General features: G+C 63.0%; 15 protein-coding genes. 12 read left to right on the plus strand and 3 right to left on the minus strand.

The window, feature by feature from the left end; all coding sequences use genetic code 11:
* Positions 1-952: 952 nt before the first annotated feature.
* Entirely contained in the window at positions 953-1,201 is a 249-nt protein-coding gene (locus VFF99_RS01390) for a DUF3297 family protein (RefSeq protein WP_325014267.1), read from the plus strand.
* A gap of 604 nt (positions 1,202-1,805) precedes the next feature.
* On the opposite strand, the gene VFF99_RS01395 is transcribed toward VFF99_RS01390, so the two are convergent.
* Positions 1,806-2,495, minus strand: a complete 690-nt coding sequence (locus VFF99_RS01395; protein WP_325014269.1) for a hypothetical protein — start codon at positions 2,493-2,495, stop codon at positions 1,806-1,808.
* Positions 2,496-2,766: 271 nt separating this feature from the next.
* Between VFF99_RS01395 and VFF99_RS01400 the strand changes: the two genes are divergently transcribed.
* Positions 2,767-2,889, plus strand: a complete 123-nt coding sequence (locus VFF99_RS01400; protein ID WP_325014271.1) for a hypothetical protein — start codon at positions 2,767-2,769, stop codon at positions 2,887-2,889.
* A gap of 212 nt (positions 2,890-3,101) precedes the next feature.
* The gene (locus tag VFF99_RS01405; protein ID WP_325014273.1) at positions 3,102-4,928 is read left to right on the plus strand and encodes an ATP-binding response regulator; all 1,827 of its coding nucleotides are present in this window, start codon (positions 3,102-3,104) and stop codon (positions 4,926-4,928) included.
* Between the two features lie 15 nt (positions 4,929-4,943).
* Here the strand turns inward: VFF99_RS01405 and VFF99_RS01410 are convergent, their stop codons facing one another.
* Positions 4,944-5,564, minus strand: a complete 621-nt coding sequence (locus VFF99_RS01410; RefSeq protein ID WP_325014275.1) for a response regulator transcription factor — start codon at positions 5,562-5,564, stop codon at positions 4,944-4,946.
* A 247-nt stretch (positions 5,565-5,811) separates the two neighbouring features.
* Here VFF99_RS01410 and tssK point away from each other — a divergent pair, with 247 nt between their 5' ends.
* From tssK to VFF99_RS01455, 9 genes are all read left to right on the plus strand, one after another.
* Positions 5,812-7,149 carry a type VI secretion system baseplate subunit TssK gene (tssK, locus tag VFF99_RS01415; RefSeq protein WP_325014277.1) on the plus strand — a complete coding sequence of 446 codons (1,338 nt, stop codon included), beginning with the start codon at positions 5,812-5,814 and terminating at the stop codon, positions 7,147-7,149.
* Positions 7,146-8,474, plus strand: a complete 1,329-nt coding sequence (gene icmH, locus VFF99_RS01420) for a type IVB secretion system protein IcmH/DotU (RefSeq protein WP_325014278.1) — start codon at positions 7,146-7,148, stop codon at positions 8,472-8,474. Before tssK ends, icmH begins: the two co-directional genes overlap by 4 nt.
* A gap of 3 nt (positions 8,475-8,477) precedes the next feature.
* Positions 8,478-12,065, plus strand: coding sequence for a type VI secretion system membrane subunit TssM (tssM, locus tag VFF99_RS01425; RefSeq protein WP_325014281.1), 3,588 nt, complete (start codon positions 8,478-8,480; stop codon positions 12,063-12,065).
* Complete coding sequence (gene tagF / locus VFF99_RS01430) at positions 12,047-12,706, plus strand: type VI secretion system-associated protein TagF (protein WP_325014283.1); 660 nt, start codon at positions 12,047-12,049, stop codon at positions 12,704-12,706. Before tssM ends, tagF begins: the two co-directional genes overlap by 19 nt.
* A 1-nt stretch (position 12,707) precedes the next feature.
* Entirely contained in the window at positions 12,708-15,275 is a 2,568-nt protein-coding gene (locus tag VFF99_RS01435; protein WP_325014285.1) for a protein kinase domain-containing protein, read from the plus strand.
* A gap of 95 nt (positions 15,276-15,370) precedes the next feature.
* Positions 15,371-15,853, plus strand: coding sequence for a type VI secretion system tube protein Hcp (locus VFF99_RS01440; RefSeq protein ID WP_325014287.1), 483 nt, complete (start codon positions 15,371-15,373; stop codon positions 15,851-15,853).
* Positions 15,854-16,126: 273 nt separating this feature from the next.
* On the plus strand, positions 16,127-16,351 hold the full coding sequence (locus VFF99_RS01445; RefSeq protein WP_325014289.1) for a hypothetical protein: 225 nt from the start codon (positions 16,127-16,129) through the stop codon (positions 16,349-16,351).
* A 135-nt stretch (positions 16,352-16,486) separates the two neighbouring features.
* The gene (locus tag VFF99_RS01450) at positions 16,487-16,999 is read left to right on the plus strand and encodes a hypothetical protein (RefSeq protein ID WP_325014291.1); all 513 of its coding nucleotides are present in this window, start codon (positions 16,487-16,489) and stop codon (positions 16,997-16,999) included.
* Between the two features lie 120 nt (positions 17,000-17,119).
* Positions 17,120-17,584, plus strand: coding sequence for a hypothetical protein (locus VFF99_RS01455; RefSeq protein WP_325014293.1), 465 nt, complete (start codon positions 17,120-17,122; stop codon positions 17,582-17,584).
* A 76-nt stretch (positions 17,585-17,660) separates the two neighbouring features.
* Here the strand turns inward: VFF99_RS01455 and VFF99_RS01460 are convergent, their stop codons facing one another.
* Positions 17,661-18,125 (minus strand): type VI secretion system tube protein Hcp, encoded by a 465-nt coding sequence (locus VFF99_RS01460; protein WP_325014295.1) that lies wholly within the window; start codon positions 18,123-18,125, stop codon positions 17,661-17,663.
* Between the last annotated feature and the right edge of the window lie 4 nt (positions 18,126-18,129).

Genomic DNA, 18,129 nt, shown 5'->3' on the forward strand with positions numbered 1-18,129 from the left:
GCCAAACAAGGACTTATTCTTAGCATCACGAACCTTCGAGCTGACAATATTGCCGCTGCATGTGCAAGTTTGAGTGATGTCATTGCAGCCCACATAAAAGCGTAGCCATAACGTGCTGGGGCAGAGTGTCCGCTTTGGGTCGACTGGATCGATTCGCTGGCACAAGGAGAAGGACTGCGATCCGGGCGCTGGACGAAGCTCGTAGGCGGCGCGGTCGGCGTCTCACAGGCAAGCATAGCTTGTCACTCAAAGCGATAGGTTTGGCCATTACTTCGTATCTACTTCTCGGATGCGCCAACATGCGCACTACTGCTGCTGTATTGCTCGCGGTTCTTCCGTTAGCCGGCACGAGGGCGGCTGAATCGGCATTCACGGTGGCCGGTCGCTATGAATACCGCAGGGACGCCGAAAGCCTCGAAGTGCTCGGAGACGCTGTGTGCTTCTTCCCATCACCTGGGTCCGCCCAAGCGCCACCTCGCCTCAGGTCCGATAGACGTCTTGCCTGGTTCTGCTTCACGGACACGAGACGGTCAAAGAAAATGCTTGGTATTCAGTCTCCTCCGCGAACTAATGCATGTGGACTTACAGGAGAGGCCACTGTCCGGGTCGAAAACTACGTCCCGTATGTGGGGGAAGGGGACGGCTTTGATACCGCTTCGCTACATTCCGTTCGCAGGCTGTCGAAGGTAAGAATGTTGCCGTGCCAATAGATTTCCTGCGGTAGATATGTGGCTAGCTGCACCGCCTGCGCCTGACCTTGAACGCTGAGCGTCCGGTTTGTAGAAATGCAACTTGCCGCTTCGGGTCGATTTCGTTGGACCGGCTGATCAAGAATGCTGGTCCGCAACGGGCCCGCCACGCCGCGGTGCCGGAAAATGGAAAAGCAGGACAACAAAGCAGGCGAGCGCTGAAAAATTGTTTTGGGTAAGAGAATGGTAGATAATTCCGGCCCATGAACGACACGACACAACTCCCCCCATTCCCTGACCGTCTCTCGGTCGATCCCCGCAGCCCTTACTACAATGCGGCTGTCCTCGAGCACGATGTTGGCATCAAGCTCGATGACAAGGAACGCACCAATGTCGAGGAATATTGCATCAGCGAAGGCTGGATCAAGGTTGCGGCCGGCAAGGCGCGTGACCGCAAGGGCAATCCGATGATGATCAAGGTAAAAGGCAAGGTCGAGCCTTTTTACCGATAGCGCCTTTATGCCTTACGCAACATAAGAAAGAATGGAAGATGCCGCCTGCGACATGGAAGCAGGCGGCCAATCAGTCCGCTATCGTTTTCGGCGAGCGTTTCACGAACGTGCCGCACTGAGATTTTTAAATCGACCTCCGCACACAAGACGTCGGACACCTTCAGAAGAGACAGCTTAATCGTTGAAAAACGACATGGCTATATCCGCTTTCGAGGAAGCCAACTGACTGGTTTGGGTCGTTCTCGTTGATATTTGGTACGAGGGCGATTGGCAGGAATAGCTCGCAAAGCTGTCGACCGTGGAGCAGACCGACCGCGCACGCGGCTTTCTGGAATTGGGCAGCACGACAGTCATTGGTCGAGGCGGGTTCTTCAATCTGGGTGTCGGCTTAGGCGTGACATCGTCCGCACCGAAGCCGTCGGTGACGGCGTCGGTCCCATTCCGTTTTTAACACGATATGCCTGACGCACAGGGGGGCAACCTCCAAGCGGCGGGCCGGGCTGATGCTTCTCGCTTTCCGGCTAGCTGAGAAACCGTTACGGCTCGATCTCGCCGAGGCGCGGTTCCGAGAGGGATTTCAGTATCGGCGAATGATGCATTGGAGCTAGACGCGCTTTGGGAGTCGGCCCGCGGTGAGCGCATCGGCCAGTCGCGGTCGCAAGGCGGGCCAGAAGAAGGGGACCCGGCTCTGCAGGTAGCGCTCATACGCCTCGCCATAGGCGGTCCGGAGCCGCGCTTCCTCATGCAGCGAACCGAGCACGAGATATGCGGTACCGACTGCATTGAAGGCCAGCCGGCGCGTGGTCATGTGCGGCGTTAGCCAGAACAGCGGCACGCCCGAGAAATTGAGCGGATGCCGGCTCCAGCGGTAAGGGCCGTCGGCGCCCAGTCTGCCGTCGTCCGCGAGTTCCGGCCCTTGCGCTACGGGAGCATTCGGCATATCCAGTCCCCGCAGCCACGCCTGCAGCCGGTCCGCTCCCGACCAGCGTTTCAGGCCGACCTGGCGCAGGCCCGCGAACAGATGGAACACGCCGGCGAGCTGTCCGGCGCGGAGCAACAGCGCGCCCGGCCCGCGAATGCGGTAGACGGTGTGTTTCGGCAGGCCGGCACAGTAGACAACAAGCGCGGCAAAGGAAAGCAGACCCTGGCCCACGTAGAACACCCGGTAAGTAGCGTCGTTGCGTTCGCTGCCTACCAGGGTAGCCGCAATCTTCTTTGCCTGGCGCGTGGCGAGCGCGCTGTGGACGGCGGCGAAGGCAAGGGTGGCAATGGCAGCTTTTGTGATGGTTCGCATCTTTTCCTCGTCCAGTCGGAGCCTTCACGGCAATCTCCCGTGATAACGCAAGCGACGTGCCCGGCAAAGATTTCCTTGGGCCATTGAAGGGAGAGTGTGCGGGTCTCCTGATACGCGGCATTCTTCTGACGCTCAAAATTTGACATAACAAAAATTAGGCGAATAAATGCTGTAGCGCCCGTTTTAAAATGTCCAAATCCAGCCAAGTTCAAATGTCCATATTTCAGGCCGGTCATGCTGGAGAGTCTTTCCTGCTTCAAGGAGCTCTGCCATGGCCAATACCGGGATGATTACCATGAGCATGCGCGAGTTCGTCGGCTGGGATGCAATTCCAGCACGGTTTAACCAGCATGACGATAGCTGGGATTTCATCTCAGCCTGCCGAGGTGTATGACGGTTTTTGGCCGGCTGCCGCCATCCGGCAAAGTTCTGCGGCCCCTCGGCGGACCAGGGAGCAACGTGAACAGATACCAATAGTTCGTAAAAAAACTGCTGTAAATTTTAATAAATCGCAAACGGAATTGGAAAAGGGGTAACGCATTCACCAAGCATGCTCAGTAACATAGTCACGCTGGTACGGCAGGCATGCAATAAGGAGTGCACGAAATGCACGATCGAAGCGAGGATGAGATAGCCCGTGCATTATGGGAACAGGAAGCGACTTCGGCCTGGCAGATTTCCGCATTTCGCCGACAGATCGGCACCTTCTTCGCCATGCATCTGTTCGCTGCCTCGTTCTTCCTTTGGCTCACCATCGATCCCAGCTCTTGGCAACGCAGCGCCGGCTGGGCAATTTGCATGCTGCTATGCGCGGGAATCGCGGCAGCCTGGAGTCGCAAGGCAACCGACCCGAGGCGACGCGAGGGCCGGTCTCCGCGCGCAGTGCTTGCGTCCACCTTCATCCTGTCATTGCCATGGATTCTTGCCGTTGGGCTGCTGCTCCCCGACAGCCCGCCTGCGCGACTGGCGGTCGCGTCTGTGCTTGTCCTGCTTGCCGGCGGTGTGACACAAAGCATGGGAGCATGGTTTTCCACTGCTGCAATCAGCCTTTCATGCATCTTGTTGCCATCCGCGCTCGTTCTGATCGTCGGCGGCAGCGAGTTGGAGCGCTCGCTCGGCTACTGCCTTCTCGGTTTTTTTTGCCTCTATCTGGTTCTGTGCTTCCGTTCGACCAGGCTGCTGCAGGAGAACAGCCGGCTGCGCCTGGTCAGCGAACGCATGGTCGCGCAGCTCCAGGACCAGGTGCACAGACAAAGCTACGCATGCGAACGCGTAGAAGAGGCGCTGACGGTTGCGCAGCAGGCTTGCCTGGACAAGTCCCGCTTCCTGGCGGCGGCAAGCCACGATCTGCGCCAGCCGATGCATGCGATTTGCCTTTTCCTTGCGGCGCTGAAATCCGAGGCATTCGAAACGCGGTCACGCTATCTCCTCGACCGCCTCGATCGGTCCCTTGCCGGGCTCGACGACTTGTTTAACCGCCTGCTCGACATTTCCCATCTCGATGCCGGCCTTATTGTCCCCACGATCAAGACGGTCGACGCCACACGCATTGCGCAGACATTGGAATCCCGTTTCGTGCCGGTCGCGGCTGCCAAGTCGCTCGACTTTCGCGTCCGCTGCACGCACGGCCTGCAACTGCGTACAGACCCGGAACTGCTGATAGAACTGCTGACGAATCTGTTGTCAAACGCGTTTCGCTACACGGAGCGGGGAGGCATTCTCTTGGCCTTCCGGGCACGCCGTGACAGTGTGCTGATCCAGGTCTGGGACACGGGTTGCGGAATTGCAGATGACAAGATCGGTATCGTTTTCGACGAGTTCGTCCAGTTGAACAATCCGGCGCGCGACCGCAGGAAAGGCCTTGGACTTGGACTCGCCATTGTCAAGAGGCTTGCAGAAGCGATGCATCATCGCCTGCAGGTAAGCTCGCGGCCAGGGCAAGGATCCTGCTTCGGCCTGAAGGTGGAACGCGTTCCGGGAATCGCTCCCATGGGATACGACATCACGCCGGCGGCTTCGCCACGAACCCTCCTCAGGGGTGCGCTTGTTCTGGTCGTGGATGACGAAATCGATATCCTTTCGGCAATGGAAGCAATCCTCGACTCCTGGGGCTGCCTGAGCATTCTCGCGCGTTCCATCGAGGAAGCCGAGAAGTACGTAGAGAGCAGCCTGCGCTTCCCGGACGTCGTCATCACCGACCACCGCCTCGAAAACCACCGCACCAGCATCGACGTCAACAAGGCCATCGCGCCACTGCTGCCGTTTGAAATCCCGATGATCGTGATTTCGGGAGAGTCGAGTCCTTCACTGCAAAACGACATCCTGGCCAGAGGTTGGTTTTTCATGAACAAGCCTGTCAATGCAGGAAGGCTGCATATGACCCTCAGCGCCGCGCTCGAACGCACCTCGGCGGCGCTCAACCAGGTAGCGTGATCCCTTTCGGAAGGGTCAGCAGAAAGGCAGTTTCATTCCCTGCCGCGCGACCGCGAGCATGGCCTGGGTGCGCGACGCGACCTTGAGTTCGCGCAGGATGGCGCTGACGTGGATCTTCACCGTCGACTCGACGATGTTGAGCTTGCGGGCGATCATCTTGTTCGACAATCCGAGGATGAGCAGCGAGAGGACTTCCTTCTGGCGCTCGGTCAGGTTCCAGGCCTCTTCCCCTTCGTCCCCGGGTGCCTCCGGCCCCAGCACGCTTTCCGGCAGGTAGACGCGGCCGTCCAGCAGGTCTTCCACCACGTGCCGCATCCTTTCCGTGTTTGCCGACTTCGGCACGAAAGCCTTGGCGCCCATTTCCAGCGCGCGCATGACGGTAGGACGGTCCTCATGCGCGGACACCACCACCACCGACATCAGCTCGTGCTGCCGCTTGATGCGTTCCAGCGCATTGAAGCCCGATCCGTCGGGCAATTGCAGGTCCAGGAAGGTGAAGTCGATGTGTTCGCTGTCGGCGATTTCCATGCCGCCGCTGTAGCTGCTGGCCTGCCATACCGACGCGTCAGGCCGGAGCGTCTTGATCATCAACGCGATGCCCTCGCGAATGAGCGCGTGGTCATCGATTATCAGCACGTTCATTCCGTCCGGATCCCCAGGTTCGACTCGGATACAAGGCTACACCCCACACTCGGGTCCGTCTTTACTACTTGAGTATTATCGAATTGGCAGAAGCCTTGGCGTATCGTTTGCCATGACGGACAGAGCGGCCGCGCCTGCGGGCGCGGCTCCCTTGCTCTGACCGGAGCGGCCCCCGCTAAGTTCGTCATTGCACCCGGCGCGGAAGCGGCCGCAAGTCCGCGCACCAACGACGAGGCCCTGCATGTGGAGAAACAAGGTCATCTGGTCTGAAGGCACGTTCCTGCAGACGCAGCACTTTCAACAGCAGGAACGCTATCTCGAAGGCATCGTCGTCAATCAGGCCAGGCAGTTGCACAACTACGGCTGGGGCTTTTCCTCGCTCGACATCGACCGCGCGGCGCTGGCACGCGGCGAGCTGCTGATCAGCTCGGCCTCCGGCATGCTGCCCGACGGCACCTCCTTCCAGTTTCCGGAACAGGACCCGGTGCCGCTGCCGATGGAAATCGCTCCCGGCGCCAAGGACGCGGTGGTGTATCTTGCCGTTCCGCTAGAGAGCGACAGCGAACCAAGCATCGCCATTGAAAAGCCGGACCGTCCGACCATGCATCGCTATGCCGCCAAGGTAGTCGAGCTGCGCGATGTCAATGACGGCTTCGACGAGCGCGCGGCGGTCCAGCTTGGCCGCCTCAACCTGCGCCTGCTTCCTGCAGGCGATCATCCCGGTTTTGCCCGTATCGGCGCCGCGCGCGTGGTCGAGCGACGGGCCGATGGTCAGGTGGTGCTCGACGCCGCTTATATTCCCCCCGTGCTGTGCACCCGGGCGGCGCCGCCGCTGCGTGCCTGGCTGAACGAACTGCGCGGCCTGGTGCACCAGCGCAGCGAAGTATTGGCGCAGCGGCTGACGCAGCCCGGACGGGGCGGCATGGGAGAGGTGGCGGATTTCCTGCTGCTGATGATCGTCAACCGCTACGCCCCCCTGCTTGCCCACCTGGCCGCCATGCCCGGCCTGCATCCGGAACGGCTCTACAGCCTGTGCCTGGAGATGGCGGGCGAGCTGTCCAGTTTCGGCGGCGAACGCCGCATTGCGCGCGAACTGCCGCCCTACCAGCATGACGACCTCGACACCTGTTTCCGGCCGCTCATGCAGCTCCTGCGGCTCAGCCTGAGCATGGTGCTGGAACAGACCGCCGTGCAGATCGACCTGCACGACCGCAAATACGGCGTGCGCGTGGCGGTGATCAGCGACAAGCAACTCCTCGCCTCTGCCTCTTTCGTCCTCGCGGTCAATGCCAGCCTGCCGGCCGACGTCGTGCGCACGCGCTTTCCGACGCAAACCAAGATCGGCACCACCGAGAAGATCCGCGATCTCGTGAATCTCCAGCTGCAGGGCGTTCCGCTGCGGCCGCTTCCGGTTGCCCCGCGCCAGATTCCCTACCATGCGGGCTTCAATTATTTCGAGCTCGACAAGGCGCACGAGCTGTGGCGCCAGCTTCCGACGTCGGGCGGCATGGCCATGCACATCGCCGGAGATTTCCCCGGCCTCGAACTTGAGCTGTGGGCCATCAAGGGGGCGGCGTGAGTTCTTTCCAGTCGCCCGGCGGCGAACGCACTGTCGTGCGTCCCATGCCGGGCGGGCGTGTCGTCCATCCGCAGCAGGAGGCCGGCGTGGAGGCGGCGCCGCCGAAGCGGCGCGAACGCGCCCTGCCGGAGGCCGCCTATGCCCTGCCCTCGGCAAGCCGCAACCCCATCCTCGCCGCCGCCAGTCCGCTGCTCACGCTGGCGCCGCAGATCCGCAACAGCGCCACCCATGCCAATCCTCACCAGCTCAAGGAAGAGCTCACCTACGGCGTGCGCCGCTTCGAACAGCAGCTGGCCGAGAGCGGGACGCCGCACGCACAGGCGGTCGCATCACGCTACATCCTGTGCACCTTTCTCGACGAATGTGCAGCCAGCACGCCTTGGGGCAGCGGCGGCGTCTGGGCGAGCGATACACTGCTGGTCCGCCTGCATAACGAAACCTGGGGCGGTGAGAAGGTATTTCAACTGCTCGCGCGCCTGGCGCGGGAACCGGCGCCCAACATCGACCTCCTGGAACTGATCTACGTCTGCCTGTCGCTCGGCTTCGAGGGGCGATACCGCGTGATCGACAACGGCCGATCGCAGCTGGAAACGGTGCGCGAGCGCCTGTATCAGATGATCCGGGAGCAGCGCGAGCAACCCGACCGCACGCTCTCGGTCAAGTGGCGGCCAACGGCGGCCGAGGCGCGCCGCTGGTTCGAGATGACGCCCTTGTGGGTGTTTCTCGCATTTTGCCTGGCCGCCATGGCGGTCACCTTCCTTGCGTACCGCACGATGCTCAATACGCGCTCCGACGCGGCGTTCGCCATGCTGCAGGGCCTGCGCCCGGTCAGCAGCTTCGTGCCGGCGCCGGCAGCGCCCGCCCCGCCGCCCCCGGCACCCGAACAACCGCGCCTGCGCCGCTTCCTGGAACCCGAAATCGCGGCCGGCCTCGTGACGGTACAGGAGAGCGGCGACAAGAGCGTGATCACCATAGGCGGCGACGGCCTGTTCGAACCGGGCAGCGCCGTGCTCAACCGCTCCGTGCAACCGCTGCTGGGGCGCATCGCCGCGGCGCTGCGCGAGCATCCGGGTGCGGTGCTGGTCAGCGGACATACCGACAGCCAGCCGATACGCTCGGTCCGCTATCCCTCCAATTTCCATCTGTCGCAGGAGCGCGCCGAGGGTGTCGGCAGGATGCTCGCTGCTGTCATCGGCACTGGGCGCATCCGGGCGGAAGGCAAAGCGGAGGCCGAGCCGCTCGCCCCCAATGACACCCCTGCCGGGCGCGCGCGCAACCGGCGCGTCACCATCACCCTGGTCGCAGGGCCGGGCAGGACGGAGTGATCGATGAAGTCTGCGCTGCTTTCTCCATGGACGATGCGGCTGCTGGGCGCGCTGGTGCTCGCGCTCCTGGTCTGGTTCGCCGGGCCCTTGCTTGCCTTTGCGGACTACCATCCGCTCGAACCGGAGTGGGCGCGCATTGCCTTGATCGCCGCGCTGCTGCTCTTCTGGCTGGTGCGTTACGCTCTGCGGCAGATGCGCGCGCGCCTGGGCAACCGGAAGCTCTTCGACCTGATCGTGGACCGGGCCGATGCCAGGGGCAAGCCGGGCTCCGGCAATTCCGCGCAGATCCGGGAGCGCTTCGAAAAGGCGGCGGCGCTGCTGAAGACGACGCGCTTTGAAAATCCGGGCGGCAAGCCGTCGCGCTTGCGCCTGTTCGGCGGGCGGCGCTATGCCTACCAGTTGCCCTGGTATCTCTTCATCGGCGCGCCGGGCAGCGGCAAGACGACGGCCCTGATGCATTCCGGCCTGCAGTTCCCGCTGGCCGACGCGCTGGGCACCGATCCGCTGCATGGCATCGGCGGCACGCGCAACTGCGAATGGTGGTTCACCGACCAGGCGGTGCTCATCGACACGGCGGGACGCTATACGACACAGGACAGCAACGCCGGCGCCGATGCCGGCGAGTGGAAGGAGTTCGTCGACCTGATCAAGCGCTTCCGGCCGCGCCAGCCGATCAATGGCGTGCTGGCGACGATCAGCGCGTCCGACCTGCTGGGCGCCGGTGAAGCCGAAGTGCAGAAACAGGCCACCGCCCTGCGCACGCGAATCGGCGAGTTGCAGCGCCATCTCGGCCATTCCTTCCCGGTCTATCTGCTGGTGACCAAGACCGACCTGTTGCCCGGGTTCACGCAGTTTTTTGAAGACCTGACCCGCGAGCAGCGCGAGCAGGTGTGGGGCTTTACGCTCGACTTCAGTCCAGGCGGGCTCCTCGCGGACAGCGCGCAGCAACTGCGTCCGCAGCTCGACGCCCTGGAAGGCCGGCTGTATGCGCAGCTGCTTCCCCGCCTGCAGGCGAGCAGGGATGGCAGTGCACGCGCGCTGACCTATGGATTTCCCAACCAGTGGGTCCAGCTCAAGGAAGCGGTGGCCGACTTTGCCGCGCAGGCATTTTCTGCGTCGCGCTTGGCCGGCCCGATGTGGTTGCGCGGCATTTATTTCACCAGCGGGACGCAGGAGGGCTCACCCATCGACCGGGTGCTCGGCTCGCTTGCGCGTTCATTCGGCATCGAGCGCAAAATGTTGCCACCGCAAAAGCCGAGCGGAAAATCCTTTTTCATCACTCGCCTGCTGCGCGAAGTCGTGTTCGCCGAATCCAATCTCGCCGGAACCGACCGGAACGCTGAAAAGCGCCTGCTGCGCTGGAAGTGGGGCGGCATCGCGGCCGGCGGCCTGGCCATGACGGCCGCCATCGCGGTCTGGACGGCAAGCTATGTGGGCAATGACCGGTATATCGCGGAAGTGGCCGCCGGCACGGATCGCTTCCGCAAGGAGCTCGCGCAAGACCCGCCATCCATCGACGACCTGCCCGCGATTCTCGCCGTGCTGGAACGCACCCAGGCGCTCGCCCATGCCGGCGGCGTCGATCCGCGGGAACCCCAACCGGAAATGCGCGCCGGACTGTTCCAGGGAGAAAAGCTGCAGGCGGGCGCGGAACAGGCCTACGGACGCATGCTCTCGGCCTACCTGGCGCCGCACATCTCGCAAAGAATCGAAGCCCGCCTGCGACAGCAGGACGGCAACCCGGAGCTGCAGTACGAAACCCTCAAGGCCTACCTCACCTTGCACCGGCAGGGAAAGGCGGACCAGATGTCGCTCAAGTCCTGGGTCGCATTCGATCTCGACAGCGACAAGCGCCAGCCGGTCCCGGAAGACGCGCGCGAGAAGGTGATGGCGCATCTCGCGACCCTGCTCCAGCGCGACGCCATCGGGCCCGCGGCCGGCGGCGACCCGAAGCTGGTATCGGCGGTGCGGCAGGCACAGCTGCAGGCACCCTTCGCCCAACGCGTCTACAACCGCATCAAGCGGCAGAGCCCCCCCGCCTCGCTCAGGGAATTCCGCGTGACCGATGCCGGCGGGCCGAACAGCCAGCTCGTGCTGGCGCGGGTATCCGGCCAGCCGATCACCAGCCCTGTCCCCGGCCTGTTCACCTACAACGGCTATTACAAGGCATTCAATCCGCAGCTCGATGCGATGCTGCGCCAGCTCGCCGACGAGGAAGTCTGGGTGCTGGGCGTGAAGGATTCGGAAAACGCGCGGCGCGCGGCCGCCCCCGCTTCGCGCAGGGCGCTGGGCGACGAAGTGCGCCAGCTCTACCTGCAGGACTACGCCAGCCTGTGGGAACGCTTTATCGCCGACCTTGCGCTGGTGAAGACAGCCAACCTGTCGCAGAGCATCGAGCAGGCGCGCATTCTCTCCGCGCCCGATTCGCCGCTGCCGCGCCTGTTGCGCGGCCTGGCTCGCGAGGTGACCCTGGGCGAACGCCCGCGCACGGAAAAGCCGCCGCCCGGCAAGGTGAAGGACATGATCAGCCAGGGCAAGGATCAGTTGGGGGCGCTGATGGGGATGCAGGGGCAGGACAGCGCGATGCAGGAACCCGAAGGCCGCAAGGTAGAGGCCATTGTCGACGAGCGCTTCGAGGCCTTGCGCCGCTTCGTGCGCAGCCCGGGCGGCAACCAGCCGGCGCCGGTCGACGCCTCGCTCACGCTGATCAATGATCTCTATACGCTGCTGACGGCGACCGACGCCGCGCTCAAGGCAGGCAATACCCTGCCGCAGAGCGAGGTGCCCAACCGCGTCAAGGCGGAAGCCGCGCGTATGCCTGAACCCATGCGCAGCATGCTCACCGGGCTGGCGGACGCCAGCCTGCGCCAGGCGATCAGCTCCAGCCGCAGCAATCTCAGCACCAAGCTGGCGGGCATGGTGGGCGAGCCCTGCCACAAGGCCCTGGCAGGACGCTACCCCTTCACCCCCGGCAGCAAGAAGGATGTGGTGCCGGAAGACTTCGTGCGCATCATGGCGCGCGACGGCGTGATGGATGAGTTTTTCCAGAAAAACCTCGCACCCCTCGTCGACACCAGCACGCGGCCCTGGCGTTTCCGCAACCTCGGCGATCCGTCCACCGGCGGCGTGTCCGAGGCCCTGATCCAGTTCGAACGGGCCCAGGAGATACGGCGCGTGTTCTTCCCGCCGGGCAGCAACGGCTTCGGCTTCCGGGTGAACATGCGCCCGGTGGACATGGACAAGGGGATCGACCAATCCATACTCGATATCGACGGCCAGCTCGTGAGCTACGCGCATGACAATGTGCCGGCGATGCTGGTGCAATGGCCGGGGCCGCGCGCCAGTAACCAGATCACGCTCACGGTCACGTTGGCGCGCGGCGGCGACCAGTCGCAATCCTACGAGGGCCCATGGGCGCTGTTCCGCCTTTTCGAGCGCGCGCAGATCGTGCGCAGTGCGCAGCCCGAGCGGTTCCGTGCCACCGTCCATATCGCCGGACGCCGCGTGACCTACGACGTGACGACCAGCAGCGTGCAGAACCCATTCCGCTTGCCCGAACTACAGGCCTTCCAATGCCCAGCGAAACTCTAGCCCCAGGCGAGATCGGGTGGTACGGCAAGCTGCCGGCCGCCGGCGATTTCCTCCGCCACCATCTGCCGGATGCCTTCGTCGACGACTGGGATGCCTGGCTGCGCGCCGGCATGGCGGCCGCGGCGGATGCGCAGGGCGAGGACTGGCAGGACAGCTTTCTTCGCTTTCCGGTCTGGTATTTCCTGCGCGGCAATGACGGCAGCGGCGCGTGGGCCGGACTGCTGCTGCCGGGCGTGGACCGCGTTGGACGCTTGTTCCCCATGACCGTTGCCTTCAACATCCCGCCGGACGACTTTGGCGGCCTGGCATTCGCGCAGATCGAGACGCGCCTTGCCGCGATCGAAGACCACACTCTCGCGGTGCTCGGCGACGACGACCTTGAGCGTTTTGAAGAAGCGCTCGCCGCCTTGCAGCCCTTGCAGCCGGAGCCGCAAGACACGTCCGCCACGTCCGCCACGCCGGCCGCCCTGGTCGAGACACTGGGCAAACAAGCGCTTTACGCAAGCCTCGCAGAGCGTGCGGTCTTCTGGTCATCCGTCCACGCCGCGGAGAAATTCCTGCACGCGCTGCCGGAACCCCTGCAGGCCGACAGCTTCTGCAAGCTCGTTCTGCCCGCTCCCATCCCTATCCTGAGTGAATGACATGGACGACGACAATGACAGGACCGTAGTGCGCAGCAGCCACACGCACCGGCCGCAGGCGCCGCGCGATTTCGGCGCGCAGACGCAGGGCGTCAACGGGCTGCCGGTCGGCACCCGTCTGGGCGAGTTCGAGATCACCGGACTGGTGGGTGAAGGCGGCTTCGGCATCGTGTATCTCGCCTACGATCATTCGCTGGACCGCCAGGTGGCGCTGAAGGAATACATGCCCGCGGGCATGGCCTCGCGCACCCAGGCCTTGCAAGTGACCGTGCGCTCCCGCCACTATGTCGACACCTTCACGATGGGCCTGAAAAGCTTCGTGAACGAAGCACGCATGCTGGCGCGCTTCGATTCACCCTCGCTGGTGAAGGTCTATCGCTTCTGGGAAGACAATGGCACTGCGTACATGGTCATGCCCTACTACGACGGCGTCACGCTCAAGCAGGCGCTGACGGACCGGCTGGTGGTGCCGGACGAAGAATGGCTGCGCCGGCTGCTGACCAATCTGCTCGATGCGATCGACACGATCCACCAGGTGCAGTGCTACCACCGTGACATCGCCCCCGACAATATCCTCATCCTGAAAGACGGCAGGCCGCTGCTGCTGGACTTCGGCGCCGCGCGCCGCGTCATCGGCGACCTCACGCAGGGCCTGACCGTGATTCTCAAGCCCGGCTTCGCGCCCATCGAGCAGTATGCGGACATCCCCGGCCTGAAGCAGGGTCCGTGGACGGACATCTACGCGCTGGCCGCGGTCGTCTACTTTGCCATCACCGGCAAGACGCCGCCGCCATCGGTGGCGCGCATCGTCAACGACGAGATGCTCCCGGCACGCGAGGCGGGGCGAGGACGGTACAGCGAGCATTTCCTTGGCGTGATCGACCGCGCGCTTGCCGTCAAGCCCGAGAACCGCATCGGCTCGGTGGCCGAACTGCGCGATGCGCTCGGCCTGCAGGCCGGCATTTCACGCACCATGCCGGGCCTCGGCGCGCGCGCGCCCGCCGGCGGAGCCAGCCCTTCCCCATGGCCGGGCACGCAATCTCCCCGCCGCACCGGCACCGGGAAGACGGCGCAGGACGACGACTGGCACAAGACCATGGTCTCCGACCAGCGTCAGATGCCGCCCAGGAAGCGCAGCAAGGTCGGCGCGATCCTCGGCACTCTGGTTGTCCTCGCGGGCGTGGGCGGAGGCGTGGCCGGATACCGCTGGATGACCGGTGCCGGCAATCAGGAAACGCCTACCGCAGAACGGCCGGCGGCCGCAACCGACGAAGTGCAAAGCTCAGGCTCCACCGAGGGCGCCGGGACCTCCGCCTCCGGACCGGGCCCGGGCACCCCCCCGCCCCCGGCGGCTGATGCATCGCCTCCCCCTCCAGCCGCCCCGCCCGCCACGCCGCCCGCAGCCATCACGCCTGCACCGGCACCGCCGCCCCCGGTCGCGCTCAACACGGAAAAGCCCGCGCCCGAACCCCGTCAGGCCAAGCCGCTGCCGCCCGCACCTGCTGCGCCGACGACCGCACCCGCAGCGCCGGCAGCGCCGGGCCTGTCAGCAGAAGACGAACTCTGGCGCGCGGCAACGGAAAAGGATACGCGTTCCGCCTATGAGGCCTACCTGAAGAAGTACCCGCGCGGCAAACATGCGCAGGCCGCGCGCGTGATGATCGACAGCACCGCGCCGAAACTGACGCAGGCGGAACCCGCGCCCGCTGCGCCAACGCCGCCGGTGAAAGAAGACAAGCCCGCGCCGCCGGCGTCAAAATCGCCCGACACGGCTACCGCCATGAACAATGCGACGGCACCGTCCGCGCCAAAGCCGGAAGCAAAGCCTCCCGCTCCGGAGCCGGAACGCCGCCCCGCGCAAACGTCCGTCAATCCGGCAGGTACACCCTCCGTCGCCCCGCCTGCGCCCCCGCCTGCCCCTGCTCCCGCCGCGCCACCGCCGCCCGTCACACTCAGGACCCCCGGCCCCGACCCGTCCACCGAGGCGAAAAAGGAAGCGCCAAAACCCGAAACGCCTCCGCCGCCGCCGGCAGGCACGCAGAAGACGATCAAGCTCGCGGGCCAGACCATGACCGGCAATTTCACTGCCGATCCTGCCACCGGCATCGTGTCCGGCAGCGGCCATATTGTCTGGGACAACGGCGACCGTTACGAAGGCCGCCTCGTCAAGGGCAGCAAGGAAGGCCGGGGCCAGTTCACCTGGGCCAACGGCCAGCGCTATACCGGGGACTGGGCCGGCGACGTACCGAACGGCAAAGGCGTGCTCCGCTTCGCCAACGGCAACCGCTATGAAGGCGAGGTCAGGAACGGCGAGCCCCACGGCCAAGGCACCATCCGTTTTCCGAGCGGCGACGTCTATACGGGCGGCTGGATGAAAGGCAAGCACCACGGCCAGGGCAAGTACACCTGGGCCAACGGAACGTACTGGGAAGGCGAGTTCAGGGATGGCGCGAAGACCGAGAACGGCAAGACGGTGTTTGCCGATGGCCGCGTGCAGATGGGAACCACCGCCTCGGCCGAAGCAGGCGGTGCGCAGCAGAACACCTCGGGCAGCACGACTGAGAGATAGGAGATTCGTACGTAAGTTGTATGGCGCGGCGGAGGGTATCGGCTATATCGTTATTCAACCGCTCATGAACAGCAACCAGAACAAGGAGAGATGCCATGGCTGTGGATATGTTTTTGAAACTTGACGACGTCAAGGGTGAATCGCGGGATTCCAAGCACAAGGATGCGATCGAGGTACTCGCCTGGAGCTGGGGCATGAGCCAGACCGGCACCACGCACACAGGAACCGGCGGCGGCGCGGGCAAAGTGAGTGTTCAGGACCTGTCCATCACCAAGTACATCGACAAGGCAACGCCGAGCCTCACGATGTACTGCTGTAACGGGAAGCACTTTAAGGAAGGCGTCCTCATCGTGCGCAAGGCGGGCGAGAAGCCGGTCGAGTATCTGAAGATCACGATGAAGGAAATCATCGTCTCCTCCGTCTCCACCGGCGGCAGCGGCGGCGAAGACAAGCTGACGGAAAACATTTCCCTGAACTTCGCCGAGTTCAAGGCCGAGTATGTGCCGCAGAAGGCGGATGGGTCTTCGGATTCGACGATTACTGCGGCTTGGCATATTGCGGAGAACAAGCAGGGGTAACAAGCTGTTCGCTACAGTCAGCAGAAGGAGACGGGTCGCGAGGCGACGCGCGGAGAACGGCAAGAAACGATCGCGTCGCTTCTCCTCTCCCTGCCTGGCATCTTTAGGAGAATCGCCATGCCAGTTTTCAGGCCTGCACATCTCCTCTACGAAGGAGGAAGCGAGGAGATCAATAGGTACCGGGGGAGAAAGGTACGATCCATAGGAAAAGTCGCCCTGTATCTGCCGCCGGGCCGTCCCGAGCCAGGCGGCTCTGTGGTGTATTTGAAGTCGATGTACGTTGAACCGGCCTGGACAGGATTTATCGGGGGATGGCATGCGGAAAACGGCTGTATCGCCCTCGCTTACCCCAAGGCACAACCCATCGGCGAGGTGATGACCTTCGAAAAGCTCATGTCGGGACGGAACCTGACCGAATGCCACATATTCAACCTGGTGGACATGTCCACGTTCAGGTTTCACTTCGAGATGGAAGACACCGGCCGTTCCAAGACCTAGGCGAATCTCACGAAGAGGGCCGCTGATTTTCGCTCTTGCTTCAGTGGCCTTCCATTCTCCCGATCCGGCCTATGTGCCACGAGTGCGGCGTCTCGTTTCTCATGAGTCGCTCCACGGTGTGGCAAGGAGAAAGTGATGACTACATTAGACAACACCGGATTCTCCATCCTGATGCCGAAGGACCGGCCGCGTCCAAAAATCACAAACCGGACGCATGCCCGATTACGCCATACCTACAACATGTGGCACGACGATCTTAAGGAACAGCTGGCAGAGGAAGAGGCTGTCGCACAAAAGAAATACAAGGCCAAAGAAAATCAGATTCTTTTCGATGACAATTTGAACATAGAAGATCCTCGAGGAAAGAGCAAATATACGCAGGGAAGAAAAAGCAAGTTCGACTCGGACACTTTCATCCGGCAAGCGGTTGACGAGTCCTATAAGCATCCTGCTATCGCAAAACCGGGTAAGGAAAAATCCCATTCGCACTCCATCACTTTCGACTTCGGATGCGAAGTGGGATTTGATGCAAGGCATAACCGCCGGACGTCCACGGTAACGGTTGTTGTTCATCCCGGCAAATCCGACGGCCCGCCGGAAGGCAGATTCGAACCCGGAGAAGTCATCACCGTTTACCCCGGCTTTTAGTTTCCAACAGTAGAGGGATTTTCGCCGCGCTATCGTCAATAGACCTGTTTGGCCGGCCCGTTCTCCCGTTCAGAATCTCGCGCGGCATATGGCCTTCTTTTCATTTTCAAGGAGCATAACGTGGCACTAACTTTCGATCCCCGGTGCAAAAAACTGCTGCAGGAGGAATACGCGCGCCTGAAGTATTTCAATGGACCGCTCTGCAGCATAGTGGAAGGCCTTTCGGCCTACGTATCCGGCCTGTGCAAGAAGGACGTCATGGTCACCTGCATCTGCCGCACCCAGGCCCGCAACGACGAAATCTACGCTTGCATGAAGGAGAAAGCGCGTCCCAAGCCGCGCAAGACCGCGCACAGCGTTTATGCCGCCATCGACTTGCGGTCCCGCGGGCTTGAAAAGCACATTCCAGCCATGCTCGATTGGCTTAATCAGTACAACAGCAGTAATGCCAACCCCACGAAGTCCGGCCGGACCGCCTTCTTTCATGAGGTCAACGGGCATGGCCCTCACTTTCATGTCCAGTACCAATTGAAGACGATCAAGCAAAAGCCGCTGACCAAAATGCATGCCAAGCAGGTACGGTAGACGGCCACTCGCAGCTCCGTGAAGGATGGCTCCTCGAGAACTCGTGCGTCGTTGCTTTGCGGGGGAGGAGGTAACGCTAGCCGGCACTCCAGCTAAACGGCACCCATCCTCCCTTCACACCGCCAGACGAGGCCTGCGCCGCGTACTCATAGGTTACCCGCTGGAACGTGAACGCCACGGCTTCCTCGGGCAGCTCGCGCTGGCTGTCGTGGGCCATTTCCACATTGGTCAGGCGCACCCGCTCGAACCTGATGGTGGCAAACAGCTGGGCGGCGCCGCCTGCACGCCGCATCGACAGTTTCGCCGTCGGAATTTCCTTGCCGGCCACGCAGCGCGCCATCAGCGCCGGAGAGGCGGTGTCAATGAGATGCGTGAACCGGAACTCTCGTACGTCCCCCCTGCCCGTTCCCTTGCCAGACAGGTTGTGCTCCGCATGCCAGTTCACACCCCAGTTCCAGCCGGTGACCATGATGGCGCCCTTGTAGTCGGCATCCACCGCTTCACCGGTGATCTGGTCGAACTGGATGAAGCAATCGCCCATCGCT

This window comes from Noviherbaspirillum sp. (assembly GCF_035654295.1).
Classification (GTDB): domain Bacteria; phylum Pseudomonadota; class Gammaproteobacteria; order Burkholderiales; family Burkholderiaceae_D; genus Noviherbaspirillum.